This window comes from Paenibacillus chartarius, assembly GCF_042432825.1.
Lineage (GTDB): Bacteria > Bacillota > Bacilli > Paenibacillales > NBRC-103111 > Gordoniibacillus > Gordoniibacillus chartarius.
The window spans coordinates 19,906-39,451 of the sequence record NZ_JBHLWN010000101.1; the positions used below are offsets into that span (position 1 = coordinate 19,906).

The following is a 19,546-nucleotide window of genomic DNA, read 5'->3' on the forward strand; positions in this document are numbered from 1 at the left end:
ATATAAGTTTCGGTCAGCGCGGTTCAACGATCAGCTTGATGGCTGTCCGATCTTCCCCGTCGATAATGATATCGGTAAATGCCGGAACACATATCAGATCGACCCCACTCGGAGCTACAAATCCTCGGGCGATCGCTACGGCTTTTATGGCTTGGTTCAGCGCTCCGGCCCCTATCGCCTGCAGTTCGGCAGCCCCGCGTTCGCGAAGCACCCCGGCCAGTGCGCCTGCTACGGAATTTGGATTGGATTTTGCTGAAACTTTTAATACTTCCATGATTAGTACCTCCTCGGGAATGATGAGTATGGATTCCATTACCCATCCTATTCCCGCAGAAGCCTAAACATTCCGGCTATTCCATGACGAACTCGTCTTCGATGTAACGGATCTTGGCGATCGATTTGGCTTTGCCCGTCTGGGCATCGAGCTCCACCGTCACCGCGTGAAAATGATACTTCCCCTCATCCACGACGAATCGCACCGGCAGCTGCGTCTTGAATTTTTGCAGCACGCCGGCGCGCTCCATCCCGAGCACACCATCGCGCGGCCCCGTCATCCCGACGTCGGTCAAGTAGGCGGTCCCGTTCGGCAGGATACGGTCATCATTCGTCTGGACATGCGTATGTGTGCCTACGACGAAGCTGACGCGCCCGTCCAGGTGCCAGCCCATCGCGATTTTCTCCGAAGTTGCCTCGGCATGAAAATCGACCATGATAAACTTATATTTGTTCTTAAGCTGCTCCAAAATATCGTCGACCTTCCGGAACGGGTCGTCGATCGCCGGCAAAAACGTCCGTCCCTGCAAATTGATGACAGCCAATTCTTGTCCGTGCGCTTTGACGACCATATGTCCTTTGCCGGGGTTGCCCTGCGGGAAATTCGCCGGCCGTACGATCCGCGGCTCATCGTCGATCCATTCAAATATATCCTTATTGTCCCAAGTATGATTGCCCATCGTCAGCCCGTGAACGCCCTGGTCGTAAAACTCCTTTGCAAGCGCCGCCGTAATGCCTCTGCCTGCCGCCGCATTCTCGCCGTTGGCAATATATATCGCATTCGGGTACAGCTTCTTCAGCTTGGGCAGCGATTCCTTAAGCGCTTTTCGGCCAACTGCACCGACAATGTCTCCAATAAATACGATTCTCATCATTGCGAGCCCCTCTACAAAAAAAATCGGAAAGCAGCTCAAGCCGCTTTCCTCATTATACCCTTTCGGGCGGTTATTTCGCGTATTCGACCGCGCGAGTTTCCCGAATAACCGTAACCTTGATATGGCCCGGATAATCGAGCTCGCTTTCGATTTTCTTCGTAATGTCGCGGGCGAGACGGAAAGCCTCGGTATCGTCAACCTTCTCCGGCTGAACCATGACGCGCACTTCGCGGCCCGCTTGGATGGCGTACGACTTCTCGACACCATCGAACGACTCGGAGATTTCCTCCAGCTTCTCGAGGCGCTTGATGTACGTCTCCAGCGTTTCGCGGCGGGCGCCCGGACGAGCTGCGGACAACGCGTCGGCGGCTCCTACGAGCATTGCGATAACGGATGTCGCTTCAACGTCGCCGTGGTGAGAAGCAATACTATTGATGACAACCGGATGCTCCTTGTACTTCTTGCCGATCTCGACGCCGATCTCCACATGGGAGCCTTCGACCTCGTGATCGAGCGCTTTGCCGATGTCGTGCAGAAGTCCTGCACGCTTGGCCAGCGTAACGTCTTCGCCAAGCTCGCCGGCCATGAGTCCCGTCAAATAAGCGACTTCCATCGAATGCTTCAGCACGTTCTGGCCGTAGCTTGTACGGAACTTGAGGCGGCCGAGAATCTTGATCAAATCCGGATGCAGGCCGTGCACGCCAACTTCGAACGTCGCCTGCTCGCCGTATTCGCGGATACGCTCGTCCACTTCTTTGCGGGACTTCTCCACCATTTCTTCGATCCGTGCCGGATGGATGCGTCCGTCCGCTACGAGCTTCTCGAGTGAAGTACGGGCGATTTCGCGGCGTATCGGGTCGAAGCCAGACAGGATGACCGCTTCCGGCGTATCGTCGATAATGAGGTCGATACCAGTGAGCGTCTCCAGCGCGCGGATGTTGCGGCCTTCGCGGCCGATGATGCGGCCTTTCATCTCTTCATTAGGAAGCGCAACGACCGAAACCGTCGTCTCTGCCACGTGGTCCGCAGCACAGCGCTGGATGGCAAGCGTAATAATCTCTCTTGCCTTCTTGTCGCCTTCTTCCTTCGCCTGCAGCTCGATCTCTTTAATCATTTGCGCGGTTTCATGGCGCACTTCCTGCTCGACGTTGGTGAGAATGATGCTCTTCGCCTCTTCCATCGTCAGTCCGGAAATGCGTTCCAGCTCAGACACCTGACTTCTATAAAGCTGATCGATCTGCGTTTGCGTTTCTTCGATGCGTTTTTCCTTGTTGGCGACTTGCTCTTCCTTGCGCTCGAGGGACTCTAATTTTTTATCCAGCGATTCCTCTTTTTGCAACAATCGTCTTTCTTGTCGTTGAATTTCAGCTCGACGTTCACGAATGTCTTTTTCAGCTTCGGCTCTCAGCTTATGGACTTCGTCCTTCGCTTCAAGGACCGTTTCTTTTTTCAACGCCTCCGCTTCTTTCGAAGCGTTCTCCCGAATGAGCCGGGCGGCTTCCTCGGCGCTGGAAATTTTCGCTTCTGCAAGAGACTTGCGGATAAAATAACCTATCCCTAAGCATAGAAGGCCAACAACGAGAACGATCGCGATCCAAACTAAAGTGTTGGGCATCGTGTTCACCTCCTCGTTGATTCTCCAAGGTGTTAGCTTGGGATCTGCGCGGTTAATTAACCGCTTTCTTTGGGATTGTGAAGCTCATTATATTCATTTTTAAATAAATATACATGAATTATTGTAGCTTTTGACGAAGAAGCTTGTCAAGGGAAGCAGCAAAACTAACAAACTCCATTTATTATTAATATCATTAATAATTATTGTCGTTAAGTGTCGAAATGCGCCGCAGCACCTGCTGCACTACCTCGTTCGAATACCCCCGACGCAGTAAGAAAGCGGCCGTTTTTCGTTTTCGTTCGAAATTCTCTCCGCTTGTTTGGCGCCACTTTTTGACACCGATATCGACGGCACTCGCCAATTCCTCTTCGGGATCAATCGCTTGCAGAACATTCTGGATATCGTCTCGCGGCACACCTTTCAGAATCAGCTCCTGACGGATGAGCGCCTTTCCCTTGTGTTGGGAGCCGACACGCTGCTCCGCCCACATCTTGGCAAATAGACGATCATCCAAATACTTTTGATCGACCAGCCGTCGGATCGTCTCCTCGATCAAAACTTCCTCATAGCCGCTTTCCTTCAGCTTCAGCCGCATTTCCTTCTCCGTACGAGGCCTCACCCCAAGAAACCGCAGCGCCTTCAGATACGCGTCATTGCGCTCCTCGTCTTGCAGCAACTCTTCCAGCCATTCATTGGTCACCACATCCCCCTTGAACAGCCGATGCTTGATCATAATGTCCTCATGCACCGCAAACGCAAACTCGTCATTCAAAAAAATGTTATACCGCCGCTTATTCTTCTTCTGAACCTCAATCTTGGTAATGATTCTCTCCGCCGATTCTTGCTCCCCTTCCCTCTCTTCCCCCACAAAGGACATGGACCGTCGCTCCCTCCGTCTTTCTTTTTTTCCACCGCAAACGTGACAGGGACGGCATGGAGGATGAGAAATAGGGCGGAGAGCGAAGCGCGCGCTATGAACTTGTGTTCTCTTCTTTGACCTATACATTCAAGGAACACAAGTTCAACGAAGCCGAAGCCCTATTTCTCGAAGCCCTATTTCTCAATCCACAGTGCGTCCCCACCACGATGTATCGCCAAGTAAAAAAAAGAAACACCCGGACCCCAAACGGTCCAGGTGCCTTAGCCCCTTACTCGAACAACGCCGCTTCTTCCGCCTCGTCGTCCACGCTGACCCCCGCAGCCGGGATCACGTTCGTCAGCTGGCTCGCCTCGCGAATTTGCTTTTCGATCGTCGCCGCCACTTGAGGGTTGTCCTTCAGGAACTGCTTCGCATTTTCGCGTCCTTGGCCAAGTCGATCGCCATTGTAGGAGAACCAAGCGCCGCTCTTTTGCACGATTTCCAACTCTACTGCAATATCGATCAGACTGCCTTCGTGAGAGATGCCTTCTCCGTACATAATGTCCATTTCAGCTTGCTTGAACGGAGGCGCCACTTTGTTCTTCACAACCTTAACGCGCGTCCGGTTACCGACAACATCGTTGCCCTGCTTGATCGATTCAATGCGGCGAACATCCAGACGAACGGAAGAGTAGAACTTCAGCGCACGGCCGCCCGGTGTCGTCTCCGGATTCCCGAACATAACGCCGACTTTCTCGCGAAGCTGGTTAATAAAGATCGTGATGACCTTCGACTTGTTGATCGCGCCGGACAGCTTACGCAGCGCCTGAGACATAAGACGCGCCTGCAAACCGACATGGGAATCGCCCATCTCGCCTTCGATCTCCGCCTTCGGAACGAGCGCAGCTACCGAGTCGATGACAATAATGTCGACAGCGCCGGAGCGAACGAGAGCTTCCGCAATTTCGAGCGCTTGTTCCCCGGTATCCGGTTGAGACAGCAGCAGCTCGTCGATGTTAATGCCCAGCTTGCTGGCGTACAGCGGATCGAGCGCGTGCTCCGCATCGATGAAAGCGGCTTGTCCGCCCGCCTTCTGCACCTCTGCGATCGCATGCAATGCGAAGGTTGTCTTACCTGCCGATTCCGGGCCATAGATCTCGATAATACGGCCCCGAGGGAAACCGCCAACCCCCAGCGCAATATCCAGAGCGATCGAGCCGGACGACACCGTCTCCACCTGCATATGTGCCGACTCTCCGAGCTTCATGATCGAACCTTTCCCGAATTGCTTCTCAATTTGACGCAATGCTTGTTCAAGTGCTACGCGGCGATCTGTCAACACGGTCACTTCCTTATCCCATGAAATTGATATACCTATGATAACTTGTTTCGCGGCATTTGCCAAGAGAAAAATCGAACATACATTCGATTCGAAGTCCAAACAAAAACCGTAAGCAAGTTATCCTTGGTTACGGTTCTTCCGTAAACTATAAACCTACTATACCAAATCCGAATACACCCGTCAAACGGTTTTCAGCCGCTGCCACAGCTTCGTCAGCGCGCTCTTCGAAGCCCGCAGCTTGATCGTTTCGCGATTGCCCGAAAGCTTCAGCTCGAACGTTTCGGCAGCTTTCCCCCGCTCTGCTAATCCTACAAACACGAGACCGACCGGCTTCCCTTCCGATGGATCAGGACCGGCGACGCCTGTAATGGAGAGCCCGAAGTCCGCGCCCGTCCGGTCGCGCACACCTTCTGCGAGCAGTCCGGCCGCCTGCGCACTTACCGCCCCTGGGGCCCCTTCCCCCTCCAAAACGTCCAGCGGAACCCCTATCAGCTTATTCTTGAGCGCATTCGAATAGCAGACCACTCCGCCCAAGAACGTCTGCGACGAGCCGGGAATCGCCGTAAGCATATCACTGAGCTGCCCTCCCGAGCAGCTTTCAGCTACTGCCAGCGTGCGGCCGCTCGTTTTCAACAGCTCCAGCACAATCGTCTCCAGCGGCACATCGCGTTCAGCGAATATAAATTCACCGACGCGGCGGCGAATTTCCGCTTCAACCGGCGCAATGGCCGCCAGCCCTTCCCGCTCGGATGCCGCTCTCGTCGTCAAGCGAACCGCCACTTCCCCTTCCTTCGCATAAGGCGCGATCGTCGGGTCCGTTTGCCCGCGAATCAGATCCAGGAGACGATCCTCCAGCAGCGATTCCCCGATCCCGGCAAATTTCAGCATACGCGAAACGAGCGGAACTTCATCCTTCATCACGCCGCGCAGCCATTGCACACCATAGTTCAAGAACATCGGCTTCATCTCTTTGGGCGGCCCCGGGAGCAGCATGTAATGCGTGCCATCCTGCGTCAGGGCGATACCGACGGCAAGCCCCGTATCGTTCGGCAGCGGATCGCTGCCCTCCAGCATATGCGCCTGCCGTTTGTTGCTGTCGACCATGACAACGCCGCGCGACTCGAAAAACTCCGTCATGTAGCGGAGCGAGGGCTCATGCATGATCAGCCCCCGCCCCAAATAAGCGGCGAGCACATCCTTCGTCAAGTCATCCTGTGTAGGACCAAGTCCGCCCGTGCAAATAATCAGATCGGCTCTGCTGCGGGCAAGCTCCAGCGATTGTCTCATTCTCGATTCGTTGTCGCCCACCACGGTTTGAAAATAGACGTTAACGCCAAGACGGGCCAGTTCCTGGGAGAGAAACTGGCCGTTCGTATTGGCGATCTGGCCCATCAGCAGCTCCGTGCCGACGGCGATAATTTCTGCGTTCATACCCGATCCCCTCATTCCGTTATCAGCTGTTTGCCATGTTCAATAGCTCTTTGTTCTTCGCAAAATAGTCGACACCCGACCAAATCGTAGCCCCGGCCATGACCCAGCTCGCTATCGTAGCAAAAGGAATATGTATGAATTCGAAAGGAAAATTATTGATCAGTAGCGCTATAATCGCGGTAATCTGGGTTGCGGTCTTAATTTTCCCCCATTTGCCCGCCGCCATCACTTTCCCTTCCAGCAAAGCGATTTGTCGAAGGCCCGTTACGGCGAACTCCCGGCTAATAATGACGATAACGATCCACGCATCCACCTTCCCCATCTCGACGAGCGAGACGAGGACGGCGGACACGAGCAGTTTATCCGCAAGAGGATCGAGCAGCTTGCCGAGATTCGTCACCATTTTGCGGCTGCGCGCGATATAACCGTCAAGGCTATCGGTGCTGGCCGCAATAATGAATATCAGGGCGGCGACAATTTGATTATAGGTGATGCTGAATTCCTTGAACTGGACCGGCGGCAAATCGAGATTGATCAACAGGAAAAACATGATGATCGGCACCAGAAAAATTCTCGCCAGCGTGATCCGATTCGCCAAATTCATGCGAGTGCCTCCCCGGACAAATCAAAATCAAACGAATGCGTGACGCGCACTTTGGACACTTTACCGATCTCAAGCCCTTGTCCGCGCACGAACACTTCGCCGTCAATTTCCGGAGCGTCAAACATGGAACGGCCGATATAGACGTCGCCGCGGCCGTCGTATCGTTCGATCAGCACGTCGATGTCGGAGCCGATGCGGCGGCCGTTGCGGCGGGAGGCAATTTCCCGCTGCAACTCCATTAAAGTGTTCGCCCGGTATTCCTTTACATCGTCAGGCACTTGATCCGGCAGACGGGAAGCAGGCGTATCCTCTTCCTTCGAGTACGTAAACACGCCGAGCCGATCGAATTCCACATCCGCTACGAACTGCTTCAGCCGCTCGAAGTCTTCCTCCGTCTCGCCGGGGAAGCCGACGATGATCGAAGTGCGCAGCGCTACGTCCGGCATCGCAGCTCGAATCTTCGCGATCAGCTCGCGCGAGTCGCGCTGACGGCCCGGCCGGCGCATCCGCTTCAGAATGGAGTCTTCGCTGTGCTGAAGCGGCATGTCGACATACTTGCAAATTTTCGGATTGTTCGCCATCGTCTCGATCAGCTCGTCCGTAAAGAAGCCCGGATAAGCGTAATGCAAACGCACCCACTCGATGCCGGGCACTTCGCTGACTTTGTTCAAAAGTGCAGGCAGCATGAATTTGTCGTACAGATCGGTTCCGTAATTGGTCGAATCCTGAGCGATCAGACTGATCTCCTTCACACCCTGCGAAGCCAAATCCTGCACTTCGGCGATAATCGACTCGATGCTCCGGCTGCGGAACGCTCCGCGCATAATCGGAATCGAGCAGAACGTGCAGGCGTTGTCGCAGCCTTCGGCGATCTTCACATAGGCAGTGTAACGCGGAGTAGCCACACGGCGCGGCAGCGCCGTCTCATAATTAAACACCGGATTGCCGACGTAGATCGGCTTGCGGCCGGCAAGCGCCTGGTCCACGATCTCGTTAATACGGTGGAAATCCCCCGTGCCGACGATCCCGTCGATCTCAGGCATCTCCTGCATCAGCTCTTCCTTATACCGCTGCGTCAGGCAGCCGGATACGATCAGCGCTTTGAGATTGGCGGTCTTCTTCAAATCGGCCATATCGAGAATCGTATTTACGGACTCTTCCTTTGCAGCATCAATAAAGCCGCAGGTATTGACGATAATAACCGTCGCATCCTGGGCGTCATCCGTTAACGTGTATCCGCGTTGATCGATGAGACCCGACATAATTTCGGAGTCTACCAAATTTTTCTCACAGCCTAATGTAACGACTTTCACTCTTTCTGTCATTCTTAATAAAACCTCCACTTTATGCCCATATTCCTTTAGTATAAAGGAAAAAAGCCCGGGCGGTCAAACGCCCGAGCTCTTAGCGGAAGTTCATAAACTGTAATTCCAGCGGCAGGTCCGCCTTGCGAAGCAGCTGAATAACCGCCTGCAGATCGTCTTTGCTCTTGCCTGTTACCCGAATTTGGTCGCCTTGGATTTGGCTCTTCACCTTCAGCTTCGAGTCGCGGATGAGAACGTTGATCTTCTTTGCGTTGTCTTGATCGATGCCCTGCTTCAGCGTTACCCGTTGACGAACCGTTCCCATCGAAGCCGGCTCGACTTTGCCATATTCCAAATTTTTCAAGGATATGCCTCGTTTGGCCATCTTCGCAATCAAGATATCGCGAACGTTTTGCAGCTTGAAATCATCGTCCGACAGCAGCACGACCTGATCCTTCTCCAGCGTAATGTCGCTCTTGCTGCCCTTGAAGTCGAATCGGGTCTCAATTTCCTTCAAGGCTTGATTGATTGCATTCGTCATCTCTTGCATGTCCAGCTTGGACACAATGTCAAAGGAGCTTTCGGAGCTCATTATTCACACCTCGGTACGGTTATTGCAGGTCGATCTGGATGTTTTTCGGATTCGGGCTGTTCCCCGGCGGTATGACGGTGCCATTCAAAGTGATTTCCATCGAATCCGCCTTGCCCACCCGCAGGAATGCCGATGAATCCAAGCTGTACGTCGTGGTGTAGCCTGCTTCTTTCTGTTCTTGCTTGACCATCTTGCGCTTGCCGTTAATCAGCGTATCGAGCTGATACCAGCAGTCGGCATTCATAACCTTGAGCTGGATTTCCAGCTTGCCGCCGCCTGTGACTTGATAGTAGTCGATATTTTTATCCTCGTCGCTGCGGACGAACGTAACGTTAGTGTTCGGGTTCGGTGCAGGCTTTGGAGAAGGCTCGGGTTGAGGCTGCGGCGCCGATGTGATGATCGGCTGCTGCCCGCCTGGCTGTGCTTGACCGTATGTACTTGACGCAACCGACCCTGCCGCTCCGCCCGGCTCCGGAGTCGTCTTTACAGGCGGCGTGCTATCGGTAATCCGATTGTTCTGTGTCGTTGCGCTATTGTTCGCGCTGTTCGGCGACTTGGCATTATTATAAAAATAAAAATACAAAGCCCCCAAAATAAGCAGTACGAACGACACCATCACCATACTGGATACCCAGCGCGAAATGCGGTCGGCGCTTCGTGTGCCGGCGCGCGTCCGCTTCAGCGGTTTGGCAGATACCGGCTCCGGCTCCGCTGCGGGGATATCCGCTTGATACAATTCCAGTACCTCGTTCGGGTCGAGACCGACCGTCTCGGCGTAGCTTTTGATAAAGGCACGTACATAGAAGCTGCCGGGCAGCACCTTAAAGTTCCCTTCTTCAATTGCTTCCAGATACCGTTTACGAATCTTCGTTACTTCCTGCAGTTCATCCAATGAAATCTTTTGTTCGATACGGGCTTTGCGGAGCAATTGACCGAGCTCGGACACGGGCTCACCTCCTGGTGTACTTGGCATTTACTTCAGCATGCTTGTCCGTCTGGCGGCAAGCGCATCAGAAGCCTTCAATGCTGTTCGTAAAGCTTTCGTAGTTGATTTCTTCTTCCGGCGTATTGCGCAGCTCGATAATATAATTAAACGTACTATAATCGTATTCGGATTCCCGCACAAAAATATCGGGATGCTCGATTACTTTCGTCGAAGGCATCGCCATAATTTCCCTCAGAAGACTGTAATGCTTTTCATTGGAACGAATCGTCGATACGATTCCGTCGATGATGAATACGTTATTCGGCGACATTTCATCGTCGGACAGCTGGCTGCGGACCGTTTGACGAAGCAGCGTCGAGGAAACGAACGTCCACCGCTTATTGGAGCAAACGCTTCCGGCAATGATTGATTCCGTCTTTCCTACCCGTGGCATACCTCTCAGGCCGACAACCTGATTGCCTTCCTTCTTGAAAATTTCACCGAGAAAGTCGACCAATAGACCGAGTTCATCCCTGGTAAAACGGAACGTCTTGCGGTCATCGGAATCGCGCTCGATATACCGGCCGTGCCGAACGGCGAGAATATCGACCAGCTTCGGCGTACGGAGAGCGTTAATGGTAATATTATTCACCTTTTTCAACATTTTACCCATGAGTTCGATTTTTTCTTCGTCGTCGGTTTGCAGCAGCATGCCTCGCGTGCGGTCCTCGACTCCGTTGATCGTAACGATATTAATATCGAGCATCCCCATCAGCGAGGCGATATCGCCGAGCAGACCGGGGCGATTCTTATGTATCGTATACTCCATGTACCACTCTTTAACCTCTTTTGGTTCCTTCACATCCAACTGAAACACCTCCATAGCTACAATTCTACAAGATTCGGCAAAATCCTGCCACTGCAGAGAAAAGCCCCCAGGTTAATGGGGGCCGAACGTTTAGGCGTTGTTCTTCGCCAATTTGACCATGACTTTCGCAATTGCTTTGCGCTCCTGGTCGTCAGCAACGTCCCACAGCTCTTTCAGGACGCGCTCCTCTTTGTTTTCAGGATCGACCTTATCGGCCAGAAAGCCGCCGATCTGGAAGGCGATCTGCGCGATCGATTCATCGTTGAAGCCGGCTTTCTCCGCCGCTTGAACGCGGTCGCCGAGGAATGCTTTCCACTTGTCGAATACTTCCAATACTGCTGCCATGTGTGTTCCTCCTCATCGGTTTGAAAGTAGGCATTACACCGTTTACTATTCGCCGGGGAGGACGCTTTTATTCTTCATCAGGTCAGCCATCCGCCATTCGGGGATATGATCTGGCCCGTAATATAACCGGATTCGGGAAGCGCCAGAAAATAAACTAATGAGGCAATTTCATCCGGCTGGGCGAAACGCCCCGCCGGAATTTCGTTCTGAAGCAAGCTCTTCTCGTCCGGATCGAAGCCCTGCATCATATCCGTATCCACAACGCCGGGAGCTACCGCATTGACGGTAATACCCGACGGCGCCAGCTCCTTCGCCAGCGCCTTCGTGAAAGCATTCATCCCGCCTTTGGCTGTCGAATACACCACTTCGCAGGACGCGCCGGATATTCCCCATACGGAGGAAACATTAATGATTCTGCCGTATTTGTTCGCTACCATCGCCGGAAGGAACGCCTGCGTACACAAGAACGTCCCTTTCAAATTAACGGCCATCACATCGTCCCACACCTCTTCGGTGATGTCGGCGAGCATGCCGTAATGGGAAATGCCCGCATTATTGACGACGATGTCCGGCACCATTCCGCGTGCCTCCAGCTTCTCCCGCATCTTCTCAATCTGCTCTTTCGAGCGGATGTCGGCGGAGACGGTAAGCACCTTGGCACCGCTTTTCATACACTGCCGCGCAACCTCATTGGCTGCCTCGTGAGATTCCCGGTAATGAATCACGACGTTCATACCGATCGAGGCGAACCTCATGGCTATTGCCGCCCCGATGCCGCGGCTTCCGCCCGTAACGAGGACGGTTTGTTCGAGGAACGGCTTATTCGCTGCGCCTGCCGCGTTCACACGACGTCACTTCGCACGATAGATACCGCCGAACGGTTCCAGTCGAAATGCTCCTGCAAGCGCCGGTTCAAGCTGTCGAGGGTCAAGCTTTCGTAAACCGGCAAGATCGAAAACAGATCGATGCCGCGGAACTTGTATTTCGTGAACTCGCCCGCCAGCGATTCCGGCGAATTCAGCATGCGCAGAAACCCGCCGACACGCTTCTTACGTGACCGTTCGAAAGCCGCCGCTTCGAATCCGCTGCGCTGTACCGCTTCGATTTCCTCACGCAATCTCGCTATTAACCCGTCCGGATCCTTCGTGTCGCCGCCGACGATCGAGAACGCCTGGTTGCCGACTTGATTGTATTCGTGTCCGAAATTGTCGGAAATCATGCCTTCGTCGTAAAGCTTCTGGTAGATCGTTGAGCTTTGACTGAACAGCATATCAAGCACCAGCTTCATCTCCAGCTCTCGGCGCAGCAGCGCTTCGCCTTCCAGCTCCTGCGGCGGTTCCTTAAACCCGATGAGGCACTTGGGCAGCGATACGGGCAGCCGAATCCGGCGCTCCTTCTCGTTCACCGCTACCGGCTCCGGATCGAAATAGCGTTTGATCTCCCCCTGCGGCTTGAACGTCTTGGCTGCCTGATTAGCGCGGATCAGCTCCATCATCGGCTCAGGCTCGAAGCCTCCGACAACGAACAGAATCATGTTGGACGGATGGTAGAACGTATGGTAGCAGTCATACAGCGTCTCCTTCGTAATTTGCGCAATGGAGTCGACTGTTCCTGCAATGTCAATGTGCACGGGATGATTTTTGTACAGCGCTTCGATCAAGCCGAAATACGACCGCCAATCCGGATTATCGCGGTACATATTGATCTCCTGGCCGATGATCCCTTTCTCTTTCTCCACATTTTCATCTGTGAAGTATGGGTTTTGGACGAAGTTGATCAGCGTCTTCACATTATCTTCGATATGATCCGTTGCGGAGAACAAGTAAACCGTTCGATCAAAGCTTGTATACGCATTAGAAGACGCGCCTTGGGATGCAAAGGTTGCAAAAATGTCGCCTTCCTGCTCTTCAAACATCTTATGCTCGAGAAAGTGTGCAATCCCGTCCGGCACGCGGTGCTCCGGACCCCCCTCTACCTGAAAGCGGTTATCGATAGAGCCGTACTTGGTCGAGAACGTCGCATACGTCTTCTGGAACCCGGGCTTCGGAAGCAAATACACATGCAGGCCGTTCGGCAGCTGCTCGTGATAGATCGTCTCCTGAACATGCTCATATGGAATTCGTTCCATCGTTATTCCCCCTTCTGCCCGGTCAAGAAATAGATCGTATCCAGCTTGACGCTTTCGGCTACGGCACGTATACGCTCCGGCGTCACCGCTTCTACGGCGGCGATCAGCTCGGGAACCGTCCGCTGCTTGCCGGAAAGAATCGAGTTGAAGTCGAAGCCGATAATCTCGAACGCCGAGTCCTGCAGCTCGCGCAAATGATTGATGATCATGGCGCGCGTTTGGCTCAGCTCGGTTTCGCTGTATGTACCAGCCGCCATGGCATCCAGCTGCTCGCGAATGATCGAGACCGCCTTTTCGTAATTCTGGATCTCAATCCCGGACTGTATGGTCATTATGCCCTTGTGGCCATCGTAACGGGAAGATGCGTAGTACGCCAGACTGGCCTTTTCCCGAACATTCGTGAACAGCTTGGCGTGCGGGAACCCGCCCAGAATGCCGTTGTACATCAGCGCAGCGGCATAAGCCTCATCGCTGTACGTTACCGGAATCCGCAGCCCCATATTGAGCTTGCCTTGCGTCACATCGAGCCGCTCAACGACCGTATTCACTTGACCGGGCACAACGGCGGCAGGCCGGCTCGTATAGGCGGCGCCTGCGTTTCGGGATATCGTCAGTGACTTCTCCAGCAGCCGCAATACTTCTTCCGTGGTGGTATTGCCGACAACGTACAAATCGATTGGTGCGGAAGCCAGCCAGTTCTTATAATGCTCGTACAGGGACTGCGGCGTCGCCTGCTTCAGCTGCTCGATCGTGCCAAGCGGATGCAGGCGATATGGCTCGTTCTTGCACATTTCCTCAATGCATCGCTCTGCGGCATACTTGATTTTATCGTTGACGATCGACTCGATCCGCTTCTGCAGCGTTTCCTTCTCCGACTCCACGTATTTCGACCGGAAAGCCCCCTGTTCCAAAGCAGGCTGCAGCAGCACATCGGACAAGAAGCCGAGTCCTTGCGCGAGAAGCGACTCGCTTGAGGCGACAAAACGGTCGTTAATGATGTCCATGCGGAAATGGACCATTTGGTAATCCCCGCGTTTATAAATATCGAAACCGAAGCCGGCGCCGTACAGATCGTCCAGCTTCTCCCGGAATTGCTTCGTCTCCGGATAGCGTTCGGTGCCGCGGCGCAATACGAAAGGTGTTAACGCTGTTGGCGTTACCGACGATTCGTTCAGCGGCGTACCGATGTAGACGGAAATGGCAAACGTTTTGAACTGTTCCGTTGGCAGCACATGCACGCGCAGTCCGCGAAATTCGGTGCGCTCGAAAGTTATCATTTTCAAGGGCGGCGATCCTCCTCTGGCTTCAAGCGGAATGATACCATTATATTCCTTACCAAGAAGAAGAAGCAACCGAAGCGGCTGCTTCCTTCGTTCTGCGATCAGCGGCAAAAAATATGCTGACCGATGCGTTTATATTGCGGTCTTGACCAGATCCATTTCGATGTCGCTGTGGCCGGGTTAAAATAGTACAGGCAGCCGTGCGTCGGGTCCCAGCCGTTGATCGCGTCCCGAACCGCACGTTTCGCCGTTTCGTTCGGTGTCATGTAGATTTGTCCGTCCGCTACAGCAGTGAAGGCTCCCGGCTGGAAAATGACACCGTACGGCGTATTCGGAAAGCTCGGCGATTCGACCCGGTTCAAAATAACCGCCGCGACAGCCACTTGCCCTTCATACGGCTCGCCGCGCGACTCTCCATACACGGCGTTCGCCATAAAATCCAAATCCCTCTGCGAAAAGCCGAGATGACTCGATGGCGTCAAGTTCGTCGCTCCGCCCGTTGACGTCGCTTTGGCTCCGCCGCCTCCGGAAGATGCCGGTGCGGTTGGCTTCCATGCTTTGGTTGCTTCCCATAACTTCAGCTTCGTCTTGCTGCCGACTACGCCGTCTACTTTCATGCCGAATTTGTACTGAAAATCTTTCACGGCGCGCAAGGTTTGGTAGCCATAGTCCCCGTCGATATTGCCGTTGTAGTAGCCCAAATACTTGAGACGCCCTTGCAGCTCATATACGTCTCCGCCGTTTGCTCCGTACACGATATCCGTTTTACCGAACGTCGGCGACGATTGAAGGCTGGTCTTAACTTGGAACCCCGCGAATAGCACGAGTACAACGCAGCACGTGATGATGATCAGTCGTTTGTTCATTCCCGAGATCAACCTTTCTGTGTTGTTTGCAGCATTTTTGCTTATTATTTGGTTGAGTTGGATTCGGTATGCACGGGTTGACGGGATTGCTTGTTATTGGGAGCAAGCTGCTTGGGAAAATGGGGCTCTTCGGATGGACTCTGCCGGGAAATTAAGACTGCGCGGCGGATTGGGCTATGGGGTCTACGGCTTCCTTAAAGTCGTGTTCCTAGATGAACCGAAATCGGTTGGAACACGACTTTAAAAGCGCACGCTTCGCTCTCCGACCCCATTGCCCATCCTCTGCTCCGCACATTTCCCTAGGCGGGTGCGGCCCCGCAACAATGCTGCGGCTTTGGGGATAACTTGCGCGATGGAACCTCCACCGCGCTCGCTACGGTTTGGGTTGCTCGTCCGCATGCCGCAAGGAGGGGCCGCAGTTTTTTTAATGGGGATAAGGTTTTGCGGGAGGATGGAAATGGGCCGGAGAGGCGCCTTTAAAGCTGCGTTCTTACCGCATAGGCAAATTAGAGAGAACGCAGGTTTAAGAAGACCGGAGGCCCGTTTCCAATCCGTGTGCATAACCGTCATTTCCCAACAGTAAATAAAAACTGCGAAGGGAACCCCTCCGCAGCGCATTGTCAACCTGTATATTGTTCCAAAGACATCAACACCTCGCGTGGCTTGCTGCCCTCGTATGGGCCGACGACTCCTTTGGCTTCCATGTAGTCGATCAGCCGCGCGGCGCGCGTATAGCCGATCCGCATACGACGCTGCAGCAGCGAGACGGAAGCCTGCTTGGCTTCCAGCACGATTTGAACGGCCTGGTCGAACAGCTCGTCCTCATACTCGTCGGCTTGCTCCGCCTGCTCCTCAACCTGCGGCACAAGCTCTTCCTGGTATTTCGCCTGCTCTTGGGTCCGGCAGAAATTGACGACCTGCTCAACCTCCTGGTCGGACAAGAATGCCCCCTGCACACGGACAGGCTTCGATGCGCCAACCGGCAAATACAGCATATCGCCGCGCCCGAGCAGCTTTTCGGCGCCGACCATGTCGAGAATAGTCCGGGAATCGACCTGGGACGAAACGCCGAAAGCGATCCGCGACGGAATATTGGCCTTGATGACGCCGGTAATAACATCGACCGACGGACGCTGTGTCGCGATAATCAGATGAATGCCCGCGGCACGCGCCATCTGGGCAAGCCGGCAGATGGAATCCTCAACATCGTTCGCCGCGACCATCATCAAATCCGCAAGCTCATCCACAATGACGACGATGAAAGGCAGCGGCGCATCCGTCCCGTTCTCAGCCAGCATCGCGTTATAGCCTTCGATATTTCGTGTGCCGCTTTTCGAGAACAGCTCGTAGCGCTTCTCCATTTCGACGACGATTTTCTTCAAGGCAAGCGAAGCGCGGCGCGGGTCCGTGACGACCGGCGCAAGCAGATGCGGGATGCCGTTATACACGTTCAGCTCAACCATCTTCGGGTCGATCATCAAGAACTTCACTTCATTAGGCTTCGCTTTGTACAAAATACTCGTAATAATTCCGTTAATACAGACGGATTTACCGGAGCCCGTCGCCCCAGCTACGAGCAAGTGAGGCATCCGCGCCAGGTTGCCGACGATCGGCTGACCGGAAATATCGCGTCCGAGCGTAATCGATAAGCGCGAGGCGGAGTCCTGGAATGCCGCCGTCTCCATCACTTCGCGCATGGTGACAACTGAAACCTCCGTATTCGGCACTTCGATACCAATGGCCGATTTGCCCGGAATCGGCGCTTCCATCCGGATATCCTTGGCGGCAAGCGCCAGTGCGATATCGTCGGTCAAGCTGACGATGCGGCTTACTTTCACCCCGACGTCCGGTTGAATCTCATAACGGGTAACGGCCGGACCGCGAACGACCTCCAGCACTTTGGCCCGCACGCCGAAGCTTTCCAGCGTCGCCTCCAGCTTGCGCGCATTCGCTTTGTAGTCGGACAGCTCCGAGCCTTTCCCGGCCGGGGGCTTGGCCAGCAGCGAAAGCGACGGGAGCTCGTACGGAACTTCGATTGGCTTGTCGTTCACGAACTCGACCGAGACCGGCCCTTCCTCTGTGCCGTTCGCTGCTTCCTCCCCGCTTGCCGCTTGTACCGCAACTACACTCAGCTTCGGTTTCTGCACAGGCGCAGCCTGATGCACTTCCGCCGGCGGTTCATCGACCGCCGCATCCGGATGGTCCTGAAAATCCCGGATGACAGGGATATGTTCGTCCTTTTCCACAGGCACCGGTTCGGAAACAGATCTCGGAGCTTTTTGCGAGCGGTATACAATCTCTTCCCCTTCCATCTCAAGCGGGTCGTCCGCAGCGATGTCCGGCTGTGCGATTTTTTTCGGCTTGTTCGGGTTTTGCAGCAGCTGGAAGAAGGCAGGCGTCTTGCGCGGCTTCTTGACAGCAGGCAGCTCCTCCTCATCGAACTCATCGTCCGGAGGTATGAACGGCGCTGCGGCCGGTTTGGCAGCCTTCTTCTTAGCGGCGGCCGCAGCAGCCTTCTTGGCCTCATGACGCTCACGGAGCATTTGCTTAATCCGCTCCTTCAAGCCGTCGCTGAGCCAGCGGAAGCGGGCGCTGAGCTGACCGCCCAAGTCGACAAACGAGAGCCCGGTAGCCAAAATAAAACCGATTACAAAGAGCGTAAACTGCAGCAGCCGAGCCCCCAAATTGTCAAACAGCCCGTAGAAACCGGCGTACAGCAAAGCTCCGAGCATGCCGCCGCCGACATCATGCGTCAGCACGGCTTGTCCGTCGGCAGTCGGGTTTAAGCCCTGCATCATGCTGTCCCACGTTTTCGATACAATCATCCCGGCCGTATAGTCCCCGCCGGGGTACCACTGGCTGAATAATGTAATATGGCTGCTGACGAGCAAACCGCACAGAAACAGCAGCAGGCCAAGCTTCTTGGACGTCCGGATCGGCGGCCATGCCCGCTTCATCATGACGAACAAACCTATGTAGATGCAAAACAGAGGACCTACGAAATCCCATGTACCGACGAAGAATCGAAACAAATAGCTTAGCGAACGGCCGACAGGACCTTGCAGCGCCAGCGTTATTACGGAAAAAATGAGGATGAGAATCCCATACAATTCAAACTTCAAGCTGGTTTTCAAAGACTTCGCTTTCTTCTTACCTTTAGCCAACACAGACACCCCCACATTGTGGTATTATACCACACAACTGCCTGTGGAGGTATCGCAAACAGAACAAAGGTTTGGTTGTTTTCGTTACACTTCGCCGAACTGCGGAGCCATGTACACGATCGTTCCGGGAGCATGCTCCGGCTTCAAATAATCTTGAGGATTGGGGCTGAGCAGCCGCACAATTCGCGCTTGACGCTCGCCGCACGGCTCCAGCATCATTTGCACGCCGCCCACGTTCGCTTCGAACGCCGTGGCCTTCATGTCCTCTACTCCGTCAAAAACTAGCTCGAGAGGAATCGGCGTGTACATGATCATTGCACGAGTCCCCCCTCGACCGCTCCGGTTCGCTTCTCTTCGATGCGCTTGTTCAGCTCTCGGATCGCATCGCCGAGGCCGCCGACGGAATCGATCAAGCCGTACTTGACCGCATCCGCGCCGATGACGGTCGTACCGATGTCGCGCGTCAGCTCACCCGTTTTGAACATGAGCTCTTTAATCTTTTCCTCGCTCACGCGGGAATGACTCGTAATAAAGCGGATGACACGCTCCTGCATTTTATCCAAGTATTCAAAGGTTTGCGGAACACCGATGACAAGCCCGTTCAAGCGGATCGGATGAATCGTCATCGTCGCCGTTTCGGCGATAATACTGTAGTCTGCGGACACGGCGATCGGAACGCCGATACTATGTCCTCCGCCAAGCACGAGAGCAACGGTCGGCTTCGACATCGTCGAGATCATTTCAGCTATGGCCAGTCCCGCTTCAACGTCGCCGCCAACCGTATTGAGAATAATCAAGACGCCCTCGATTTTCACATTTTGCTCCGCTGCCACGAGCTGCGGGATCAGATGCTCATACTTGGTCGTTTTATTTTGCGGAGGCAGTACGAGATGACCTTCCACCGTGCCGATAATCGTCAAGCAAAATATATTGCTTTCGCCGGTGGTCGGCGTCGCCACTTGTCCTAACTGCTGAATCGATTCAACCGTAGCGTTCTTGCGACCTTCTTCCGTCACCGGTTCCTGCTGCTTCGTATCGTTTGCCATTCTTTCTCGTGCCCCCTTGAGCTCAATCA

The 19,546-nt window shown here is 54.2% G+C and carries 19 protein-coding genes; all 19 read right to left on the reverse strand.

Annotated features, from left to right (window positions below; translation table 11 throughout):
* Positions 1-13 precede the first annotated feature (13 nt).
* Positions 14-274: a stage V sporulation protein S gene (locus ACFFK0_RS25045; RefSeq protein WP_377473123.1), complete on the reverse strand. Its 261-nt coding sequence runs from the start codon at positions 272-274 to the stop codon at positions 14-16.
* A gap of 76 nt (positions 275-350) precedes the next feature.
* Complete coding sequence (locus ACFFK0_RS25050; protein ID WP_377473160.1) at positions 351-1,145, reverse strand: TIGR00282 family metallophosphoesterase; 795 nt, start codon at positions 1,143-1,145, stop codon at positions 351-353.
* 73 nt (positions 1,146-1,218) lie between these two features.
* Positions 1,219-2,763: a ribonuclease Y gene (gene rny, locus ACFFK0_RS25055; protein ID WP_377473124.1), complete on the reverse strand. Its 1,545-nt coding sequence runs from the start codon at positions 2,761-2,763 to the stop codon at positions 1,219-1,221.
* Between the two features lie 193 nt (positions 2,764-2,956).
* Positions 2,957-3,640 (reverse strand): RecX family transcriptional regulator, encoded by a 684-nt coding sequence (locus ACFFK0_RS25060; protein ID WP_377473125.1) that lies wholly within the window; start codon positions 3,638-3,640, stop codon positions 2,957-2,959.
* Between the two features lie 271 nt (positions 3,641-3,911).
* Positions 3,912-4,961: a recombinase RecA gene (recA, locus tag ACFFK0_RS25065; RefSeq protein ID WP_377473126.1), complete on the reverse strand. Its 1,050-nt coding sequence runs from the start codon at positions 4,959-4,961 to the stop codon at positions 3,912-3,914.
* A 183-nt stretch (positions 4,962-5,144) separates the two neighbouring features.
* Positions 5,145-6,395 carry a competence/damage-inducible protein A gene (locus ACFFK0_RS25070; protein ID WP_377473127.1) on the reverse strand — a complete coding sequence of 417 codons (1,251 nt, stop codon included), beginning with the start codon at positions 6,393-6,395 and terminating at the stop codon, positions 5,145-5,147.
* 22 nt (positions 6,396-6,417) lie between these two features.
* Positions 6,418-6,999 carry a CDP-diacylglycerol--glycerol-3-phosphate 3-phosphatidyltransferase gene (gene pgsA / locus ACFFK0_RS25075; RefSeq protein WP_377473128.1) on the reverse strand — a complete coding sequence of 194 codons (582 nt, stop codon included), beginning with the start codon at positions 6,997-6,999 and terminating at the stop codon, positions 6,418-6,420.
* Complete coding sequence (rimO, locus tag ACFFK0_RS25080; protein ID WP_377473129.1) at positions 6,996-8,324, reverse strand: 30S ribosomal protein S12 methylthiotransferase RimO; 1,329 nt, start codon at positions 8,322-8,324, stop codon at positions 6,996-6,998. The genes pgsA and rimO overlap by 4 nt, the downstream gene beginning before the upstream one ends.
* A gap of 79 nt (positions 8,325-8,403) precedes the next feature.
* Positions 8,404-8,895, reverse strand: coding sequence for a YajQ family cyclic di-GMP-binding protein (locus ACFFK0_RS25085; RefSeq protein ID WP_377473130.1), 492 nt, complete (start codon positions 8,893-8,895; stop codon positions 8,404-8,406).
* Positions 8,896-8,914: 19 nt separating this feature from the next.
* Positions 8,915-9,841 carry a helix-turn-helix domain-containing protein gene (locus tag ACFFK0_RS25090; protein WP_377473131.1) on the reverse strand — a complete coding sequence of 309 codons (927 nt, stop codon included), beginning with the start codon at positions 9,839-9,841 and terminating at the stop codon, positions 8,915-8,917.
* A gap of 64 nt (positions 9,842-9,905) precedes the next feature.
* The gene (locus ACFFK0_RS25095) at positions 9,906-10,649 is read right to left on the reverse strand and encodes a DUF3388 domain-containing protein (protein WP_377473161.1); all 744 of its coding nucleotides are present in this window, start codon (positions 10,647-10,649) and stop codon (positions 9,906-9,908) included.
* 129 nt (positions 10,650-10,778) lie between these two features.
* Positions 10,779-11,033 (reverse strand): DUF3243 domain-containing protein, encoded by a 255-nt coding sequence (locus tag ACFFK0_RS25100; RefSeq protein ID WP_377473132.1) that lies wholly within the window; start codon positions 11,031-11,033, stop codon positions 10,779-10,781.
* Between the two features lie 77 nt (positions 11,034-11,110).
* Positions 11,111-11,878, reverse strand: a complete 768-nt coding sequence (gene ymfI / locus ACFFK0_RS25105; protein WP_377473133.1) for an elongation factor P 5-aminopentanone reductase — start codon at positions 11,876-11,878, stop codon at positions 11,111-11,113.
* Positions 11,875-13,161, reverse strand: coding sequence for an EF-P 5-aminopentanol modification-associated protein YfmH (gene yfmH, locus ACFFK0_RS25110; protein WP_377473134.1), 1,287 nt, complete (start codon positions 13,159-13,161; stop codon positions 11,875-11,877). Before yfmH ends, ymfI begins: the two co-directional genes overlap by 4 nt.
* Positions 13,162-13,163: 2 nt before the next feature.
* Positions 13,164-14,444, reverse strand: a complete 1,281-nt coding sequence (gene yfmF, locus ACFFK0_RS25115; RefSeq protein WP_377473135.1) for an EF-P 5-aminopentanol modification-associated protein YfmF — start codon at positions 14,442-14,444, stop codon at positions 13,164-13,166.
* A 98-nt stretch (positions 14,445-14,542) separates the two neighbouring features.
* Entirely contained in the window at positions 14,543-15,307 is a 765-nt protein-coding gene (sleB, locus tag ACFFK0_RS25120) for a spore cortex-lytic enzyme (protein ID WP_377473136.1), read from the reverse strand.
* Positions 15,308-15,927: 620 nt separating this feature from the next.
* Entirely contained in the window at positions 15,928-18,471 is a 2,544-nt protein-coding gene (locus tag ACFFK0_RS25125; protein ID WP_377473137.1) for an FtsK/SpoIIIE family DNA translocase, read from the reverse strand.
* Between the two features lie 84 nt (positions 18,472-18,555).
* Entirely contained in the window at positions 18,556-18,786 is a 231-nt protein-coding gene (locus ACFFK0_RS25130; RefSeq protein WP_377473139.1) for a YlzJ-like family protein, read from the reverse strand.
* Positions 18,783-19,517: a ClpP family protease gene (locus ACFFK0_RS25135; RefSeq protein WP_377473140.1), complete on the reverse strand. Its 735-nt coding sequence runs from the start codon at positions 19,515-19,517 to the stop codon at positions 18,783-18,785. The genes ACFFK0_RS25130 and ACFFK0_RS25135 overlap by 4 nt, the downstream gene beginning before the upstream one ends.
* Positions 19,518-19,546: the final 29 nt, after the last annotated feature.